Annotated in this window: 15 protein-coding genes; 11 read left to right on the forward strand and 4 right to left on the reverse strand. The window is 62.8% G+C overall.

Features of this window, described 5'->3' with window-relative positions; genetic code table 11:
• Positions 1 to 10: 10 nt before the first annotated feature.
• The 3 genes from ubiA to glcC form a co-directional block, all read right to left on the reverse strand.
• Positions 11 to 904 carry a 4-hydroxybenzoate octaprenyltransferase gene (ubiA, locus tag E0D86_RS17965; protein ID WP_131651406.1) on the reverse strand — a complete coding sequence of 298 codons (894 nt, stop codon included), beginning with the start codon at positions 902 to 904 and terminating at the stop codon, positions 11 to 13.
• A gap of 41 nt (positions 905 to 945) precedes the next feature.
• Complete coding sequence (locus E0D86_RS17970; protein ID WP_131651407.1) at positions 946 to 1,491, reverse strand: chorismate lyase; 546 nt, start codon at positions 1,489 to 1,491, stop codon at positions 946 to 948.
• 122 nt (positions 1,492 to 1,613) lie between these two features.
• On the reverse strand, positions 1,614 to 2,384 hold the full coding sequence (gene glcC / locus E0D86_RS17975; protein ID WP_131651408.1) for a transcriptional regulator GlcC: 771 nt from the start codon (positions 2,382 to 2,384) through the stop codon (positions 1,614 to 1,616).
• A 231-nt stretch (positions 2,385 to 2,615) separates the two neighbouring features.
• Here glcC and glcD point away from each other — a divergent pair, with 231 nt between their 5' ends.
• The 10 genes from glcD to E0D86_RS18025 all read left to right on the forward strand — a co-directional run bounded on the left by glcD (position 2,616) and on the right by E0D86_RS18025 (position 13,477).
• Complete coding sequence (glcD, locus tag E0D86_RS17980) at positions 2,616 to 4,115, forward strand: glycolate oxidase subunit GlcD (RefSeq protein ID WP_131651499.1); 1,500 nt, start codon at positions 2,616 to 2,618, stop codon at positions 4,113 to 4,115.
• Positions 4,115 to 5,173 carry a glycolate oxidase subunit GlcE gene (gene glcE / locus E0D86_RS17985; RefSeq protein WP_131651409.1) on the forward strand — a complete coding sequence of 353 codons (1,059 nt, stop codon included), beginning with the start codon at positions 4,115 to 4,117 and terminating at the stop codon, positions 5,171 to 5,173. Before glcD ends, glcE begins: the two co-directional genes overlap by 1 nt.
• 1 nt (position 5,174) lies before the next feature.
• On the forward strand, positions 5,175 to 6,392 hold the full coding sequence (gene glcF, locus E0D86_RS17990) for a glycolate oxidase subunit GlcF (protein WP_131651410.1): 1,218 nt from the start codon (positions 5,175 to 5,177) through the stop codon (positions 6,390 to 6,392).
• A gap of 75 nt (positions 6,393 to 6,467) precedes the next feature.
• Positions 6,468 to 6,872, forward strand: a complete 405-nt coding sequence (locus tag E0D86_RS17995) for a heme-binding protein (RefSeq protein ID WP_131651411.1) — start codon at positions 6,468 to 6,470, stop codon at positions 6,870 to 6,872.
• Between the two features lie 23 nt (positions 6,873 to 6,895).
• Entirely contained in the window at positions 6,896 to 9,073 is a 2,178-nt protein-coding gene (locus E0D86_RS18000) for a malate synthase G (protein ID WP_131651412.1), read from the forward strand.
• A gap of 226 nt (positions 9,074 to 9,299) precedes the next feature.
• Entirely contained in the window at positions 9,300 to 11,009 is a 1,710-nt protein-coding gene (locus E0D86_RS18005) for an L-lactate permease (RefSeq protein WP_131651413.1), read from the forward strand.
• 158 nt (positions 11,010 to 11,167) lie between these two features.
• Positions 11,168 to 11,335, forward strand: a complete 168-nt coding sequence (locus E0D86_RS18010; RefSeq protein ID WP_131651414.1) for a rubredoxin — start codon at positions 11,168 to 11,170, stop codon at positions 11,333 to 11,335.
• Between the two features lie 25 nt (positions 11,336 to 11,360).
• Positions 11,361 to 12,548: an NAD(P)/FAD-dependent oxidoreductase gene (locus E0D86_RS18015; protein ID WP_131651500.1), complete on the forward strand. Its 1,188-nt coding sequence runs from the start codon at positions 11,361 to 11,363 to the stop codon at positions 12,546 to 12,548.
• Between the two features lie 145 nt (positions 12,549 to 12,693).
• Entirely contained in the window at positions 12,694 to 12,966 is a 273-nt protein-coding gene (locus E0D86_RS18020) for an HU family DNA-binding protein (protein ID WP_131651415.1), read from the forward strand.
• Positions 12,967 to 13,102: 136 nt separating this feature from the next.
• The gene (locus E0D86_RS18025) at positions 13,103 to 13,477 is read left to right on the forward strand and encodes a helicase (RefSeq protein WP_131651416.1); all 375 of its coding nucleotides are present in this window, start codon (positions 13,103 to 13,105) and stop codon (positions 13,475 to 13,477) included.
• Positions 13,478 to 14,123: 646 nt separating this feature from the next.
• Here E0D86_RS18025 and E0D86_RS18030 read toward each other — a convergent pair.
• Entirely contained in the window at positions 14,124 to 15,032 is a 909-nt protein-coding gene (locus E0D86_RS18030; RefSeq protein ID WP_131651417.1) for a LysR family transcriptional regulator, read from the reverse strand.
• A gap of 187 nt (positions 15,033 to 15,219) precedes the next feature.
• On the opposite strand from E0D86_RS18030, the gene E0D86_RS18035 reads away from it, so the two are divergent.
• Positions 15,220 to 16,401, forward strand: a complete 1,182-nt coding sequence (locus E0D86_RS18035) for an acyl-CoA dehydrogenase (RefSeq protein WP_131651418.1) — start codon at positions 15,220 to 15,222, stop codon at positions 16,399 to 16,401.
• Positions 16,402 to 16,448: the final 47 nt, after the last annotated feature.

The following is a 16,448-nucleotide window of genomic DNA, read 5'->3' on the forward strand; positions in this document are numbered from 1 at the left end:
ACGGGCTTTCTTATGTGCGCGTCGCGTAGTCGAGGATGATTCCCGCGAGGATGGCCAGCCCGGCCCAGTGATTGTGCAGAAAGGCCTTGAAGCAGACCTGAGGTTTTCGAGAGCGGGTTTTCCAGAATTCCCAGACGAAGCAGCAGGCGGCTATCACCAGGCCGAGATGGAACCACTGGCCGAGTTCGAAGCGCACGCCGGCTAGGACTAGGCAGAACAGGGCGAGGCCCTGAAGGGTGGCGATGATGATTCGGTCAGCCTCGCCGAAGAGGATGGCGGTGGACTTAATGCCGATCTTCAGGTCGTCCTCGCGGTCGGCCATGGCGTAATAGGTGTCGTAGCCCACGGTCCAGACCACGTTGGCGATGAACAGCAGCCAGGCTTCGGGTGGCAGCTCGCCGCGCTCGGCGGTGAAGGCCATCAGCATGCCCCACGAAAACGCAGCGCCCAGCACCACCTGCGGGTAGTAGGTGTAGCGCTTCATAAAGGGGTAAAGCGCGGCGACGCCGAGGGCGCCGAATGACAGCCAGATGGTGGCGGCGTTGGTCAGCAGCACCAGGCCGAAGCTCAGGGCGACGAGGATGGCGAAAAGGATCCAGGCTTCCTTCGGTGTGACCTTGCCGGTGGCCAACGGTCGGCCCTTGGTGCGGCTGACGTGGCCGTCGAAGTTGCGATCGGCGAAGTCGTTGATCACGCAGCCGGCGGCGCGCATGAGAATCACGCCGAGCACGAAGATCACCACGTTCTTCACGCCGGGCGAGCCTTCACCGGCGATCCACAGCGCCCAGAGTGTCGGCCACAGCAACAAGTAGGTGCCGATGGGCCTTTCCAGACGCATCAGCTGGATGAAGTCCCAGGCGCGCGGATGCAGGCGATTGCTCGATTGCAGAAGCTTTTGATACATCGGCGGTCTCCTAACGAAATGGCGGTTTTGGCTGCCGCTGTTCAACGATCTTGCTGCGCCACCAGCCACAGGGCAGGCAGAAACACTTCGGCGACGAGCACGCTCAGCTGGCCCCGGCTGAAACTCGACCGCCGGGCCCAGAGTTGTGGTTGGCGACAGTCTTCGGGCAGCCAAGCCTCGGGATAGCGCACGGTTTCCAGCGGACCTCGGGCGAAGGCCTGATCGCTGAACAGCAGTTCGCCCAATGAGCGGCTGCCTAGGCGCTGCAGATCGAAGCCGGAATCTTCCAGCGCACTGCGCGCCGCCACGCTGCGGGCAAACACCCAGGCCTCGCCGTGCCCGCGCAGGTACACCTCGCGCACCCAACCCGAACTACCCGGCGCCACGCCCAGCGCCGCGCATTCGTCATCGCGCAGGCCCTGCCAGCCCTCGCGCAGCGGCGTCACGCTGAAAGCGCCTTCGGCCAGCAACGTCAGGCGACGGGTCAGCGAACCCTTGTCGACATAGAGCCAGTCATGATGCAGCGGATCGAGCGGTGCGGGGAGTCGGTCGGCGGTCAGCCAGTCGTGAAATTCGGACACAGGCATTAGTGGGGTGCGGTTCAAGAAAGGCGGGGAGTCTAGCATGGGGGGTGAAGAGCAGCTTCAAGCCACGAGCCTCAAGCTGCAAGCCAAAGCAAGGTAGGGACTCTCTTGCGGCTTGAAGCTTTTTAGGTCCACCCCTCCAGCCGCATCGTCGCCCGCACCAGCCGCTGCTCTTCCTGCTCGATTTCCTTGAGGTTGTCGCGAATGCTGTGGATGTGGTCGCGGGCGGCGCGTTGGGCCTGGTCCGGCAGACGTTCGGTGATGGCATGAAACAGCCGCGAATGCTGCCGGTCGATCTGCCGCTTCTGCATGGGGCGATGGTAGAGGTTGTTCACCGAGGCGAAGACGGTGGACAGCATCAGGTCGGTCAACGACTGCAGCGTATGCACCAGCACCGGATTGTGCGAGGCCTCGCTGACCGCCAGATGGAAGGCGTGATCGAGGCGCGCATGCTCGCGGGGATCGGCGGCCTCTTCGGTGTGTGCGGCGAGCATTTCCTCGTAACGGCGGCGTAGCAGGATGAAATCGGCGTCGGTGCCGCGCAGCGCCGCCAGCCGTGCCGACTCGCCTTCCAGCAGCGCGCGTACTTCGAGCAGGTCGAACAACGTTCGCGGTTGTGAGTTGAACAGGTGCATCAGCGGGCTGGCATCCTGTTCGCCGGACAGTTTGGCGACGTGCGAACCACGGCCCTGTGCTGTCTCGATGATGCCGCGGCCACGCAGCACGCGTAGCCCTTCGCGCAGAGCCGAGCGCGAGATGCCGAGCTTTTCGCACAGGCGGCGCTCGGAAGGCAGCGCCTGGCCGACCTTGAGCACGCCATCGACGATCAAGCGTTCGATCCGCTCGGCGACCACGTCAGCCAGTTGACGACGTTCCTGAGTATTTTCGATCAGCATGGAGTTCCTCATCTGGTAGGACCAGTTTGGCCAAAGTCTAACCCCGATCTCGGGAAAAAAGCGCAAGCCGCCGATATCCGGGTGTTTTGGCTAGAAAGATCGAGAGCCTATCGAAAGAAACTGGTAGGACCAGTGGTTTTGTCGATGGACGAAGGAGCGGGGCGGGCCGATGATGCGGCAAACCACCGCAGCTGGCCGTGCTGGCGGTGAACAATGAAGAGCACCGACTGCATGAATATTCTCTACGACGAACGCGTCGATGGTGAACTGCCCAAAGTCGACAAGGCGGCATTGCTCGCCGAGTTGCAGGCGCAGCTGCCCGACATGGACATTCTCCATCGCGGCGAAGACCTGAAGCCCTACGAGTGCGATGGCTTGTCCGCCTACCGCACGACGCCGATGCTGGTGGTGTTGCCCGAGCGCATCGAGCAGGTCGAGACATTACTGAAGATCGCCCACAAGCGAGGCGTACCGGTCGTCGCCCGCGGTGCCGGTACTGGTCTTTCCGGCGGCGCGCTGCCGTTGGAGCAGGGCATCCTGCTGGTGATGGCGCGTTTCAACAAGATTCTTGAAGTCGACCCGGCCGGTCGCTTCGCCCGCGTCCAGCCCGGTGTGCGCAATCTGGCGATTTCCCAGGCTGCGGCGCCCTTCGACCTTTATTACGCGCCCGATCCGTCCTCGCAGATCGCCTGCTCCATCGGCGGCAACGTTGCCGAGAACGCGGGTGGCGTGCACTGCCTGAAATACGGTTTGACCGTGCACAACCTGCTCAAGGTGGAAATTCTCACCGTCGAGGGCGAGCGCATGGTGCTCGGCTCCGATGCGCTGGATTCGCCCGGCTTCGACCTGCTGGCGCTGTTCACCGGCTCCGAGGGCATGCTCGGGATCGTTACCGAGGTGACCGTCAAGCTGCTGCCCAAGCCGCAAGTGGCCAAGGTCCTGCTGGCTGCGTTCGACTCGGTGGAGAAGGCCGGGCGTGCGGTAGGCGACATCATCGCTGCCGGCATCATCCCCGGCGGCTTGGAGATGATGGACAACCTCTCGATCCGCGCGGCCGAAGACTTCATCCGCGCTGGTTACCCGGTGGATGCCGAGGCGATCCTGCTCTGCGAACTGGACGGTGTAGAGGCTGACGTCGTTGACGACTGCGCGCGCGTCAGCGAAGTCCTCAAACTGGCCGGCGCCACCGAAGTGCGGCTGGCCAAGGACGAAGCTGAGCGAGTCAAGTTCTGGGCCGGGCGCAAGAATGCCTTCCCGGCGGTCGGGCGTATCTCGCCGGACTATTACTGCATGGATGGCACCATTCCACGTCGCGAGCTGCCGGGCGTGCTTAAGGGTATTTCCGATCTGTCGGACGAATACGGTCTGCGCGTAGCCAACGTGTTTCACGCTGGTGACGGCAATATGCACCCGCTGATCCTCTTCGATGCCAATACCGAAGGCGAGCTGGAACGCGCCGAAGCATTGGGCGGCAAAATCCTTGAACTCTGCGTCAAGGTCGGCGGCTCGATCACCGGTGAGCACGGTGTCGGCCGCGAGAAGATCAATCAGATGTGCGCCCAGTTCAACGCCGACGAGCTGACCCTGTTCCACGCGGTAAAAGCTGCATTCGATCCCAGTGGCCTACTCAACCCCGGCAAGAACATTCCGACCCTGCACCGCTGCGCCGAATTCGGCGGCATGCATGTGCACGGCGGGCAGTTGCCCTTCCCCGAATTGGAGCGCTTCTGATGACCGTTTCCTTCGACGACAGCCAGCAGCTGCTCGATCAGGTCAACCAGGCGTTGGCCAGTAATACTCCGCTGCGTATTCAGGGTGGCGGTAGCAAAGCGTTTCTCGGTCGCCCCGTCGAGGGCGAGTTGCTTGATACCCGCACGCACCGCGGCATTGTCAGCTATGACCCGACCGAGCTGGTGATCACGGCTCGTGCCGGCACGCCGCTGGCGGAGCTGGAAGCGGCCCTGGACGAAGCTGGGCAGATGCTGCCTTGCGAGCCGCCGCATTTCACCGACGGCGCCACGGTCGGCGGCATGATCGCTGCCGGTCTGTCAGGTCCGCGTCGGCCCTGGTCCGGCTCGGTGCGCGATTTCGTGCTGGGTTCGCGGGTGATTACCGGCCACGGCAAGCATTTGCGCTTTGGCGGCGAGGTGATGAAGAACGTCGCCGGCTATGACCTGTCGCGCCTGATGGCCGGCAGCTTTGGCTGCCTTGGCGTGCTTACCGAGGTGTCGCTGAAAGTGCTGCCCAAGCCACGCCTGTGCCGCAACCTGCGGGTCGAGATGTCGGCCGACCACGCGCTCCTCAAGCTTGCCGAATGGGGCCAGCAACCGGTGCCCATTACCGCCGCGAGCTATGACGGCCAAGCGCTGCATCTACGCCTTGAAGGCGGTGAAGGATCGGTCAATGCCGCCTGCGATCGTATCGGTGGCGAGCCTCTGGACGCCAGCTACTGGAACGATCTGCGCGAACAACGGCTGAGCTTTTTCGCCGATGCGCGGTCGCTGTGGCGCCTGTCGCTGCCAACCAATACGCCTGTATTGGCGCTCCCTGGCGAGCAGCTGATCGACTGGGCGGGCGCTCAGCGTTGGCTGAAATCCGATGCCGATGCGCAGACTATCCGCGCAATCGCGGGCGAAGTTGGCGGTCACGCCATCTGCTTCACTGCCGGTGCCACCGCCAGCCCGTTCCAACCATTGGGCGAACCGTTGCTGCGTTACCACCGCCAGCTCAAGACGGCGCTTGACCCGCAGGGGATCTTCAACCCCGGCCGACTGTATTCCGAGGTCTGATATGCAAACCAATCTCAGCGAAGCCGCGAAGAAGCTGCCGCGTGCCGAGGAAGCCGAGAGCATTCTGCGTTCTTGCGTGCACTGTGGTTTCTGCAACGCTACTTGCCCAACCTACCAGCTGCTGGGTGATGAGCTCGATGGCCCGCGCGGGCGCATCTACCTGATGAAGCAGATGTTCGAAGGCGGCGAAGTCACCGAAAGCACCCAGACCCACCTGGACCGTTGCCTGACCTGCCGCAACTGCGAGACCACCTGCCCGTCCGGCGTGCAATACCACAACCTGCTGGATATCGGCCGCGACTTCATGGAGCAGCAGGTGCAGCGCTCAACGGGTGAACGCTTGCTACGCACCGGTCTGCGCAACGTGATTCCGCGTCCGGGGCTTTTCAAGGCGCTGCTTGGCGCCGGCAATGCGCTGCGTCCGCTGATGCCAGCCACGCTGCGCTCGCACATGCCGCGCCAGGTCACTCCGGCCAAGCCGCGCCCGCAGGTCATGCATGCACGGCGCGTGCTGATGCTCGAAGGCTGCGTACAGCCGAGCCTGTCGCCGAACACCAATGCCGCTACCGCGCGGGTATTGGATCGTCTCGGTATCAGCGTCAGCACGGCACGCGAAGCCGGTTGCTGCGGTGCCGTGGATTACCACCTGAACGCCCAGCAGGCCGGGCTAGACCGTGCCCGACGCAACATCGACGCCTGGTGGCCCGCCATCGAAGGCGGCGCCGAAGCCATCGTGCAGACGGCTAGTGGCTGCGGTGCCTTCATCAAGGATTACGGCCATCTGCTGCGGGATGACCCGGCTTACGCGGTCAAGGCTGCCCGAGTCAGTGCGTTGGCTAAGGACTTGGTGGAGGTCATGCGCAGCGCCGAACTCGAGCGGCTGAACGTCAAGGCCGACAAGCGCATGGCGTTCCATTGCCCCTGCACCTTGCAACATGCACAAAAGCTGAATGGCGCGGTCGAAGACGTGCTCACCCGGCTGGGCTTCCAGCTCACCGCGGTGCCAGATGCGCATCTGTGCTGCGGTTCGGCCGGCAGCTACTCGATCACCCAGCCTGAGCTATCCAAGCAGTTGCGCGACAACAAGCTGACCGCGTTGGAAAGTGGCAAACCGGAAGTGATCGTCACCGCCAATATCGGCTGTCAGACCCACCTCGACGGTGCCGGTCGCACACCGGTGCGGCATTGGATCGAGATTGTCGAAGAGGCGATGAGCTAAAGCAGGCCCACCCTACGCCGACCGGTTTCCGGATAGCGCAGTGAATAAACGAATTACGAAGACAGGAGAATCGAGATGAAAACCAAAGCCGTACTGACCCAGACCGAAGTAACCGCCATCCTCGCCGCCGCGCGTAGCGAAGCGCAGAACAATGGCTGGGCCGTGACCATTGTGGTTGCCGATGACGGCGGCCACCCGCTGGCCCTGGAGCGTCTCGATGGTTGTGCGCCGATCGCCGCCTACATCGCCACCGAGAAGGCGCGCAGCGCCGCGGTCGGTCGTCGCGAAACTAAGGGCTATGAGGACATGGTCAACGGCGGCCGCAACGCCTTCCTGTCCGCCCCGGTAGTTTGCTCGCTGGAAGGCGGCGTGCCGGTGATCGTCGATGGTCAGGTGATCGGTTCGGTCGGCGTCTCCGGCGTCACCGCCACGCAGGATGCGCAGGTCGCTAAAGCGGGCGTCGCCGCCGTCAACAACTGATTCAGGGAAAAGGAGAACATCTAATGACCGAGCGTGTAACCCTGGGCCGCCTGCAAGTTGCGGCCAACCTGCAGCGTTTCATCGAAGACGAAGTGCTGGCCGGCACTGGCGTAGAAGCCTCCGCCTTCTGGAGCGGCTTCGATAAGCTGGTCCATGACCTGGCGCCGAAGAACCGCGCGCTGCTCGCCGAGCGCGATCGTCTGCAGGTTGAGCTGGACAACTGGCACAAGGCCAATCCCGGCCCGATCAACGACATGCCGGCTTACCGCGCCTTCCTCGAATCCATTGGCTACCTGCAGCCCGAGCCGGGCGAGGTGAAGATCAGCACCAGCAACGTCGACAGCGAGATCGCCACCCAGGCCGGCCCGCAGCTGGTGGTGCCCATCGGCAACGCCCGCTACGCGCTGAACGCCGCTAACGCCCGCTGGGGCTCGCTGTATGACGCGCTCTACGGCACCGACGCCATCAGCGAAGAGAACGGCGCGCAGAAAGGCCCGGGCTACAACGAAGTTCGCGGCGCCAAGGTCATCGCCTTCGCCCGCAACGTGCTCGACCAGGCCGCACCGCTGGCCGAAGGCAGCCACGCCGATGCGACCAACTACCGTGTGCAGGATGGCCAGCTCAAGGTCACCCTGGAAAACGGCAGCGTCACCGGCCTCGAGCAGCCGGAGAAGTTTCTCGGCTATCAGGGCGAGGCCGTCGAGCCCACCGCCGTACTGCTGAAGAACAACGGCCTGCACATCGAGATCCAGATCGATCCGAACAGCCCTATCGGCCAGACCGACCCTGCAGGCGTCAAGGACCTGCTGATCGAAGCCGCCGTGACCACCATCATGGATTGCGAAGACTCCACCGCCGCCGTCGATGCCGACGACAAGGTGCTGGTCTATCGCAACTGGCTGGGCCTGATGAAGGGTGATCTGACCGATACCTTCCAGAAGGGCGGCCGGGCGATGACCCGTCAGCTCAATGCTGATCGCGAATACACCGCCGTCGATGGTTCCAGTCTGAAGCTGCACGGTCGCTCGCTGCTGTTCATCCGTAACGTCGGCCACCTGATGACCAACCCGGCGATTATCGACGGCGAAGGCCACGAGATCCCGGAAGGCATCCTCGACGGCGTAGTCACCAGTCTGATCGCCAAACATGACCTGCAGCGCAAGGGTAACTCGCGCACCGGCAGCGTCTACATCGTCAAACCGAAAATGCACGGCCCGGCCGAAGTGGCCTTCGCCGACGAGCTGTTCGGTCGTGTCGAAGACCTGATCGGCCTGCCGCGCCATGCACTCAAGGTAGGCATCATGGACGAGGAGCGCCGCACCAGCGTCAACCTCAAGGCCTGCATCGGCGCTGCGCAGAACCGCGTGGCGTTCATCAACACCGGCTTCCTCGACCGCACCGGCGACGAGATGCACAGCATCATGGAAGCCGGCGCCGTACTGCGCAAAGGCGACATGAAGGGCACCGCCTGGATCCAGGCCTACGAGCGCAACAACGTGCTGGTCGGCCTGAACTGCGGCCTGCGTGGCAAGGCGCAGATCGGCAAGGGCATGTGGGCCATGCCGGACCTGATGGCCGCCATGCTGGAGCAGAAGATCGCCCATCCCAAGGCCGGCGCTAACACCGCCTGGGTTCCGTCGCCGACCGGCGCCACCCTGCACGCACTGCACTACCACCAGGTAGACGTGCAGGCGGTACAGGCCGAGCTGGAGAAGATCGACCTGGCCAGCGAACGCGAGCAGCTGACCAATGATCTGCTGACCATTCCGGTGGCAACGGACCGTAACTGGAGCACTGAGGCGATCCAGCAGGAACTGGACAATAACTGCCAGGGCATCCTCGGCTACGTGGTGCGCTGGGTCGAGCAGGGCGTCGGTTGCTCCAAGGTGCCGGACATCCACGATGTCGGCCTGATGGAAGACCGCGCCACCCTGCGTATCTCTAGCCAGCACCTGGCCAACTGGCTGCACCACGGAGTGGTCGGCGAGGCCCAGGTTCGCGAAACCCTGGAGCGCATGGCCAAGGTGGTCGATCAGCAGAACGCAGGCGATCCGCTCTACCGTCCGATGGCTGCCGACTATGCACAATCCGCTGCATTCCAGGCGGCCTGTGACCTAGTCTTCAAGGGTCGCGAGCAGCCCAGCGGCTATACCGAACCGCTGTTGCATGCCTGGCGCCAGCGCTTCAAGCAGCAGAGCTGAGTTTGAGGATATTCAGGAGATTGCTGATGGCTGGCTTAAGCCGGCCATTGGCGTAATTTGTAAGCCCCGGACGCTGAAAGGCATCCGGGGCTTTCGAGCATGGGGGGCGGGTCGACTTACCGGTCGGCCAGCACCTTTGGATGACATGAGGCTATGACATCCATGCGGGGCGCCGGGGTTTCCCGGAGAAAGAAGTGGTTCACAACAAAAAACAAGGAACCCAACAATGAGTCAGACACTGCTGTCCATACTGGCCTTCGTGCCACTGGTGTTGGCGGGCGTACTGTTGATCGGCTTTCGCTGGCCGGCCAAGTACGCGATGCCGCTGGTATTCGTGCTTACCGCGCTGATCGGCCTGCTGGCCTGGGACATGACCTTCAACCGGGTCTTGGCTTCCACGCTGCAAGGCCTGATTCTCACTGCCGCGATCCTCTGGATCATCTTCGGCGCCATCCTTCTCCTCAACACCCTCAAGCATTCCGGTGGCATCGCCGCGATTCGCCGGGGCTTTTCCAACATCAGCCCTGACCGGCGCGTACAGGCGCTGATCGTGGCCTGGCTGTTCGGTTGCTTCATCGAGGGCGCCTCGGGCTTCGGTACGCCAGCTGCGGTGGCTGCGCCGCTGATGGTTGCGCTGGGCTTCCCGGCACTGGCCGCGGTGGTGATGGGCATGATGGTGCAGTCCACGCCGGTTTCCTTCGGTGCTGTCGGTACACCGATCATTGTCGGGGTCGGTGGCGGCCTCGATCAGACTGGTATCGGCGCGCAGCTGGCGGCGGTGGGCAGTAACTGGGAGGTCTTCTTCCACCTGATATTCTCGCGCGTCGCGATCATCCATGCGCTGTGCGGCATCCTCATGCCGCTGATCATGTTGTGCATCCTGACCCGCTATTTCGGGCGCAAAAAATCCTGGTCCGAAGGGCTGGCGATGGCGCCTTTCGCGATCTTCACGGGCTTGGCGTTTGTTATTCCCTATGCCGCCGCCGGCGTCTTCCTCGGCCCGGAATTCCCCTCGATGATCGGCGCCCTGGTGGGTCTGGCCATCGTTGTGCCGGCTGCCAAGGCTGGCTTCCTGCTGCCGAAGGAAACCTGGGACTTCGCCCCGGCCAGCGAGTGGCCTGCCGACTGGATGGGCAAGATCGAGATGAAGATCGAGGATGTGGCTGGCAAGACGCCCATCTCCGTGCCGATGGCCTGGGCCCCGTACCTGCTGCTCGCCGCCTTCCTGGTGATCTCGCGAGTCTTCCCAGACGTCAAGGCGGCGCTGATGTCGGTCAGCTTCGGCTGGAGGGACATCCTCGGTGAAACCGGCGTGTCCGGCACCTTGGAGCCGCTGTTCCTGCCGGGCGGCATTCTCTGCATGGTGGTGCTGGTCACTTTCTTCCTGCACCGGATGAAGGCCGGCGAACTAGGCGCGGCGATTTCCGAATCGAGCAAGACGCTGCTCGGTGCTGGCTTCGTGCTGATCTTCACCATCCCCATGGTGCGGATCCTGATCAACTCCGGCGTCAACGGCTCGGACCTGGTTTCCATGCCAGTGGCCATGGCGCAGCTGGTGGCCAGCAGTGTGGGCGATGTGTATCCGTTCTTCGCCCCAGCGGTTGGCGCCCTGGGCGCCTTCATCGCCGGCTCCAATACCGTGTCCAACCTGATGCTGTCGCAGTTCCAGTTCAACACCGCGGGCCTGTTGGGCCTCTCCGGTGCGCTGATGGTGGCACTGCAGTCGGTGGGCGCCGCGGCGGGCAACATGATTGCCATCCACAACGTGGTAGCGGCTTCGGCAACCGTGGGCCTGCTGGGGCGCGAAGGCGTGACCCTGCGCAAGACCATGCTGCCGACCCTGTATTACCTCATCCTGGCCGGCACCATCGGTCTCATCGGCTTCTATGTGATGGGTATCACCGATCCGCTGTCGGGAATCGCTAGCGCCAGTTAAAGGCGTACAGGGACCCGAACGGGCGGCTTAGGCCGCCCGTTTTGTTTCGTGCTGAGATCCTTAGCCGGCCGATGGTCTATCGACGGGACTCCAGGGTTTGGTGGATCGCAGCGTTCTGGTATAGCGTGCAGCGCAACCGAAAATGATCGAGGTGAACGATGAGAAAGTGGCAATGCGTGGTATGCGGATTCATCTATGACGAAGCCGAAGGCTGGCCGGACGAAGGCATTGCACCCGGGACCGCCTGGGAAGATGTGCCTGAAGACTGGCTGTGCCCCGATTGCGGCGTGGGCAAGATGGATTTCGAAATGATCGCGATTGGCTGATATGAACGAATCGAACACTAAAGGCATGCCGGACGCGCCGCTGGTCATCATCGGCACCGGCCTGGCGGGCTACAACCTGGCGCGGGAGTTCCGCAAGCACGACAGCGAGACGCCGCTGCTGCTGATCACCGCCGATGACGGTCGGTCCTATTCCAAGCCAATGCTGTCCACCGGTTTCGCCATGAACAAGGACGCCGATGCCCTCGGCATGTTGAGCGCCGGGCAGATGGCCATCCAGCTCAACGCCGAGATCCGCACCCATACGCGGGTAACACGCCTCGACCCGGACAATCGCCGCGTGTGGATTGGCAACGAGCCGGTGCCCTATTGCGATTTGGTACTCGCCTGGGGCGCGCAGACGATTCAGGTGCCAATCGCAGGCGATGCACAGGACGCCATCTTCCCGATCAACGATCTGCTCGACTACGGCCGCTTCCGTGAGGCTGCCAGAGGCAAGCAACGTGTACTGATCGTCGGCGCCGGGCTGATCGGCTGTGAATTTGCCAATGACCTGCTGCACGGTGGGTACGAGGTGGAATTGGTCGCACCCTGCGAACAGATCATGCCGTCGTTGCTTCCGGTGGACGTTGCGGCGGCCGTGCAGCGAGGGCTGGAGTCGCTGGGCGCGCGCTTTCACCTTGGCCCGGTGCTGGAACGTCTGGACCGGAGTGGCGATGCCCTCGAAGCGCAGCTGTCGGACGGCCAGCGGTTGAGCTGCGATCTGGTGGTGAGCGCCGTTGGCCTGCGCCCACGCACCGAACTCGCGGCTGCTGCAGGGCTCAAGGTCAATCGCGGTATTACCGTTGACCGGATGCTGCAGACCTCTACCAACCACGTCTACGCGCTGGGGGATTGCGCTGAGGTCGGCGGGCTCAATCTGCTGTACGTGATGCCCTTGATGAGCGGCGTGCGCGCGCTTGCACAAACGCTTTCCGGCAAGCCGACCTCGGTGGCTTACGGACCGATGCCGATTACGGTGAAAACTCCGGTTTGTCCTCTGGTGGTATCACCGCCGGCGGCTGGCAGCGACGGGCATTGGAGTGTGGAAGGCGAGGGCAGCGACCTCAAGGCTCTATTCCGCGGCATCGATGGCAATCTGTTGGGTTACGCGCTGACCGGGGCGGCCGTGCGGGAGCGTCTGGACTTGAATAAGCAGCTGCCGCCGGTCTTGGCGGAAGTGCCTCAGCTTCTGTCGTTAAAGTCTTCTGAATGACTCGGTAAAGCGCTGGCGGGGGCTGGCGCGAGTGCTAGCAGCGTGCCATGCTCCCAGTGGCACTGCCGCAGCGTAGAGCTGTTGCAGTGCTCGGAACGCTGTTTGGAAACAGCGAATACAAAAACAAAAAAGTCAGAGGCTACCCATGCGTAAACCGGAACTCGCTGCCGCTATCGCAGATAAAGCCGATCTCACCAAGGATCAGGCCAATCGTGTACTCAACGCCGTACTTGATGAAATCACCAACGCGCTCAACCGCAAGGACAGCGTGACCTTGGTTGGTTTCGGTACTTTTGTGCAACGCCACCGAGGCGCCCGTACGGGCAAGAACCCGCAAACGGGCGAGCCCGTCACCATCAGGGCCAGCAATACCGTGGCGTTCAAGCCGGGAAAGATGCTGAAAGACGCGATCAACTGATACGCGCTGCCCGGGGCCCGAGCGGCTCCGGGTCAGCCTGACCCGCCGGTCCGCTCCGGACCCAGCTGTTCCCGCACTTCCGCTGCTCCGATCAGTCGCTACAATGCGACACCTTTCGCTAACGGTCGGCAAATTCATGAAATTTCGTTTTCTTCTCTGGATGCTGGGCCGCCTGATGGCCAAGGCCAGCCGTACCAATCCCGATTTCCAGCAGCAGCTGGGCGACAAGGACCTGACCTTCCAATTGCATACACTGGACGGCAAGGTAGCGCGGCATTATGTCGTCAAGGATCAGCGCATCACCAGCAAGGGCGCTCCCGCCGCGGAGCCGGCTTTTGCCATCGGCTTCAAGGACAGTGCCTATGGCTTCGCCACCATGAATGCCAAGAACAAGCAGCTGGCCTTCATGCAGGGCATCCAGAACAAAGACATCCAGATCCAAGGCAACCCAGTGTTGGTGATGTGGTTTCAGGGGCTGACCAAGTATTTGAAACCCCGCAAGAAGAAGTAGTCATAGGGACGGCGTTGCCGCGACTGAACTAGGCATTTGGTTGCCTGCATACACGTCGCGCTTTCTTCGGTGCGGGCTACAGATTGCGCCTCGCACGGCGTCTTACTTTTCTTTGTTTGCGGATCGCCGCCCGGCGCAAAGAAAAGTAAGCAAAAGAAATCGCCCCCCTACATCCTGGTTTTGCTTCGCAAAGACCCATGCCGGCGTCGCTCCGGAGGTCGAGCTAGGCGCCCCTCGCGAAGGGCCATCCATCACTCCTCGCTCGGCGTCTTGCCTCGCAACCCCCTGCGCAACGCCTGCGATCGGCCTCCTGAAGGGGAAGGGAGTCCGAGTCGTGTGAAAGGCCATATTTGCTCTTTTGTTCTTTTGCTCTTTCTTTGCACGAACTAACAGGCGACACCAAACGCCCCTTTCAGGAGGCCGAGTGGAGTCGCTGTGTAGGGGAGCGAGCGGCATGGATGCCGCGAGAGGCGTAAAGGGCCATGGATGGCCCTTGTACGCCGGCCCCCGGAGCAGCGATGAAGCGAGGGAACCCCGGCGTAGCCGGGGCCGTATGCAGGGGCAAGCGTTTTTGGTTACTTTTTCCGCGTTTGGAAAAAGTGACTCGCCCAGCGGGGCGAAACCCAATTCCCAGCTAGCTCCGAAATCAGCCCCTTGCGCCGCCGGCCCAAACCCGCGCCTCACCCACCAACCACTCCCGAAACGCCACCAACCCCGCCGCCTCCACCTTCCGCTCCGGAATCATCAGGTAATACCCCTGCGTCCCACTGCGATACGCATGCGGGTGCGCCATCACCAACCGCCCTTCAGCCAACTCCCGCTGGATCAGAAACGGCGGAATCAGCGCCACTCCCATCCCATGCTCCGCCGCCTGGGCCAGCATCGAGAACAACTCCAATCGCGGCCCGGTCATGTCGCGGGCGACTTTCATCCCCAGCGAATCGAACCACTGCCGCCAGGCATAGGGCCGGGTGCTCTGCTGCAGCAGTGGCATCCTGGCCAGGGCTTCGGCATCAAGCGGCTCACCGCCGTGAAGCAGCGCAGGGCTGCAGACCGGCTGTAAATCCTCAGGCATGAGGAAGTGTGCCTCGGTGCCGGACCAATCGGCATCGCCGAAATAGATGGCGGCGTCGAAATCGGTATCGGCGAAAAGGAACGGCCGGGTGCGGTTGGTCAGGTTGAGGCTGATCTGCGGATGCCGCGCCTGGAAATCCTTCAATCGGGGCACCAGCCACTGAGTGCCGAAGGTGGGCACCACGGCGAGTTCGAGGCTCATCGCGCCCTGCTGACCCATCACCGAGAGAGTGTCGCGTTCCACCGCATCCAGTTGCGCGGCGATGCGCCGCGCATAGGATTGCCCTGCCTCGGTCAGTTGCACGCCGCGCCGCGAGCGGCGAAACAGCGCCAGCCCGAGAAATTCCTCCAGTCCACCGATCTGGCGGCAGATGGCGCTCTGGGTCAAGGCCAGCTCTTCGGCGGCACGGGTGAAGCTTTGATGACGCGCGGCCGCTTCGAAAGCGACCAGGGCTGCAGTACTGGGAATTTTGCGACGCATGCGGAAATCTCATGTATTCGTGCATCTGAGGGCAAGAATGATATCCCGAAGTGAGGGACGCGCACAGGTAGGTGCGAAATCGTCGGTTGCCCGACGGCGACTACCGGCCTAGCCTCTCTGACATTCGTTCCCCGTAGGGGCACAGCAGCTTCTACCGGAACACAATAAAACGTCCGAGGATTCGCTCATGACCGCCAAGGCAAGCTTCAACTGGATCGACCCGCTATTGCTCGACCAGCAATTGACGGAAGAGGAGCGCATGGTGCGTGACAGCGCCCAGCAGTTCGCGGCAGACAAGCTGGCGCCGCGGGTGTTGGAGGCCTTCCGCCACGAGCGGACCGACGCGGCGATCTTCCGCGAGATGGGCGAAACTGGTTTGCTCGGCGCGACTATTCCCGAAGCCTACGGCGGCAGCGGCCTGAATTACGTCTGCTACGGCCTGATCGCCCGCGAGGTGGAACGCATCGATTCGGGCTACCGCTCGATGATGAGCGTGCAGTCTTCGCTGGTGATGGTGCCGATCAACGAGTTCGGCAACGAAGAAACCAAGCAGAAATACCTGCCCAAGCTGGCAAGCGGCGAATACATCGGCTGCTTCGGCCTGACCGAGCCGAACCACGGCTCCGATCCGGGTTCGATGGTGACCCGGGCGAAGAAAGTCGAGGGCGGTTATCGCATCAGCGGCAGCAAGATGTGGATCACCAACAGCCCCATCGCCGACGTCTTCGTGGTCTGGGCCAAAGACGACGAGGGCGCCATTCGTGGTTTCGTGCTGGAAAAAGGCTGGGAAGGTCTGAGCGCACCGGCGATCCACGGCAAGGTCGGCCTGCGCGCCTCGATCACCGGCGAGGTCGTGATGGACAACGTGTTTTGCCCCGAAGAAAATGCGTTCCCCGATGTGCGCGGCCTGAAGGGTCCGTTCACCTGCCTCAACTCCGCCCGCTATGGCATCAGCTGGGGTGCACTGGGCGCCGCCGAGTTCTGCTGGCACACCGCGCGTCAGTACACCCTGGATCGCCAGCAGTTCGGCCGTCCATTGGCCGCCAATCAGCTGATCCAGAAGAAGCTTGCCGACATGCAGACCGAGATCACCTTGGCCTTGCAAGGTTGCCTGCGCCTGGGCCGGATGAAGGACGAGGGCACCGCTGCCGTGGAAATCACCTCGATCATGAAGCGCAACAGTTGCGGCAAGGCGCTGGACGTGGCCCGTCTGGCCCGCGATATGCTCGGCGGCAACGGCATCAGCGACGAATTCGGTGTGGCGCGCCATCTGGTCAATCTTGAAGTGGTGAACACCTACGAGGGCACCCATGACGTGCATGCGCTGATTCTCGGTCGGGCGCAAACGGGGATTCAGGCGTTTTTTTAAGCGATGACCTGTAGGAGCGAGCTTGCTCGCGAAGAGCGCGCACAGCC

Source organism: Pseudomonas sp. IC_126 (assembly GCF_004331835.1).
Taxonomy (GTDB): domain Bacteria; phylum Pseudomonadota; class Gammaproteobacteria; order Pseudomonadales; family Pseudomonadaceae; genus Stutzerimonas.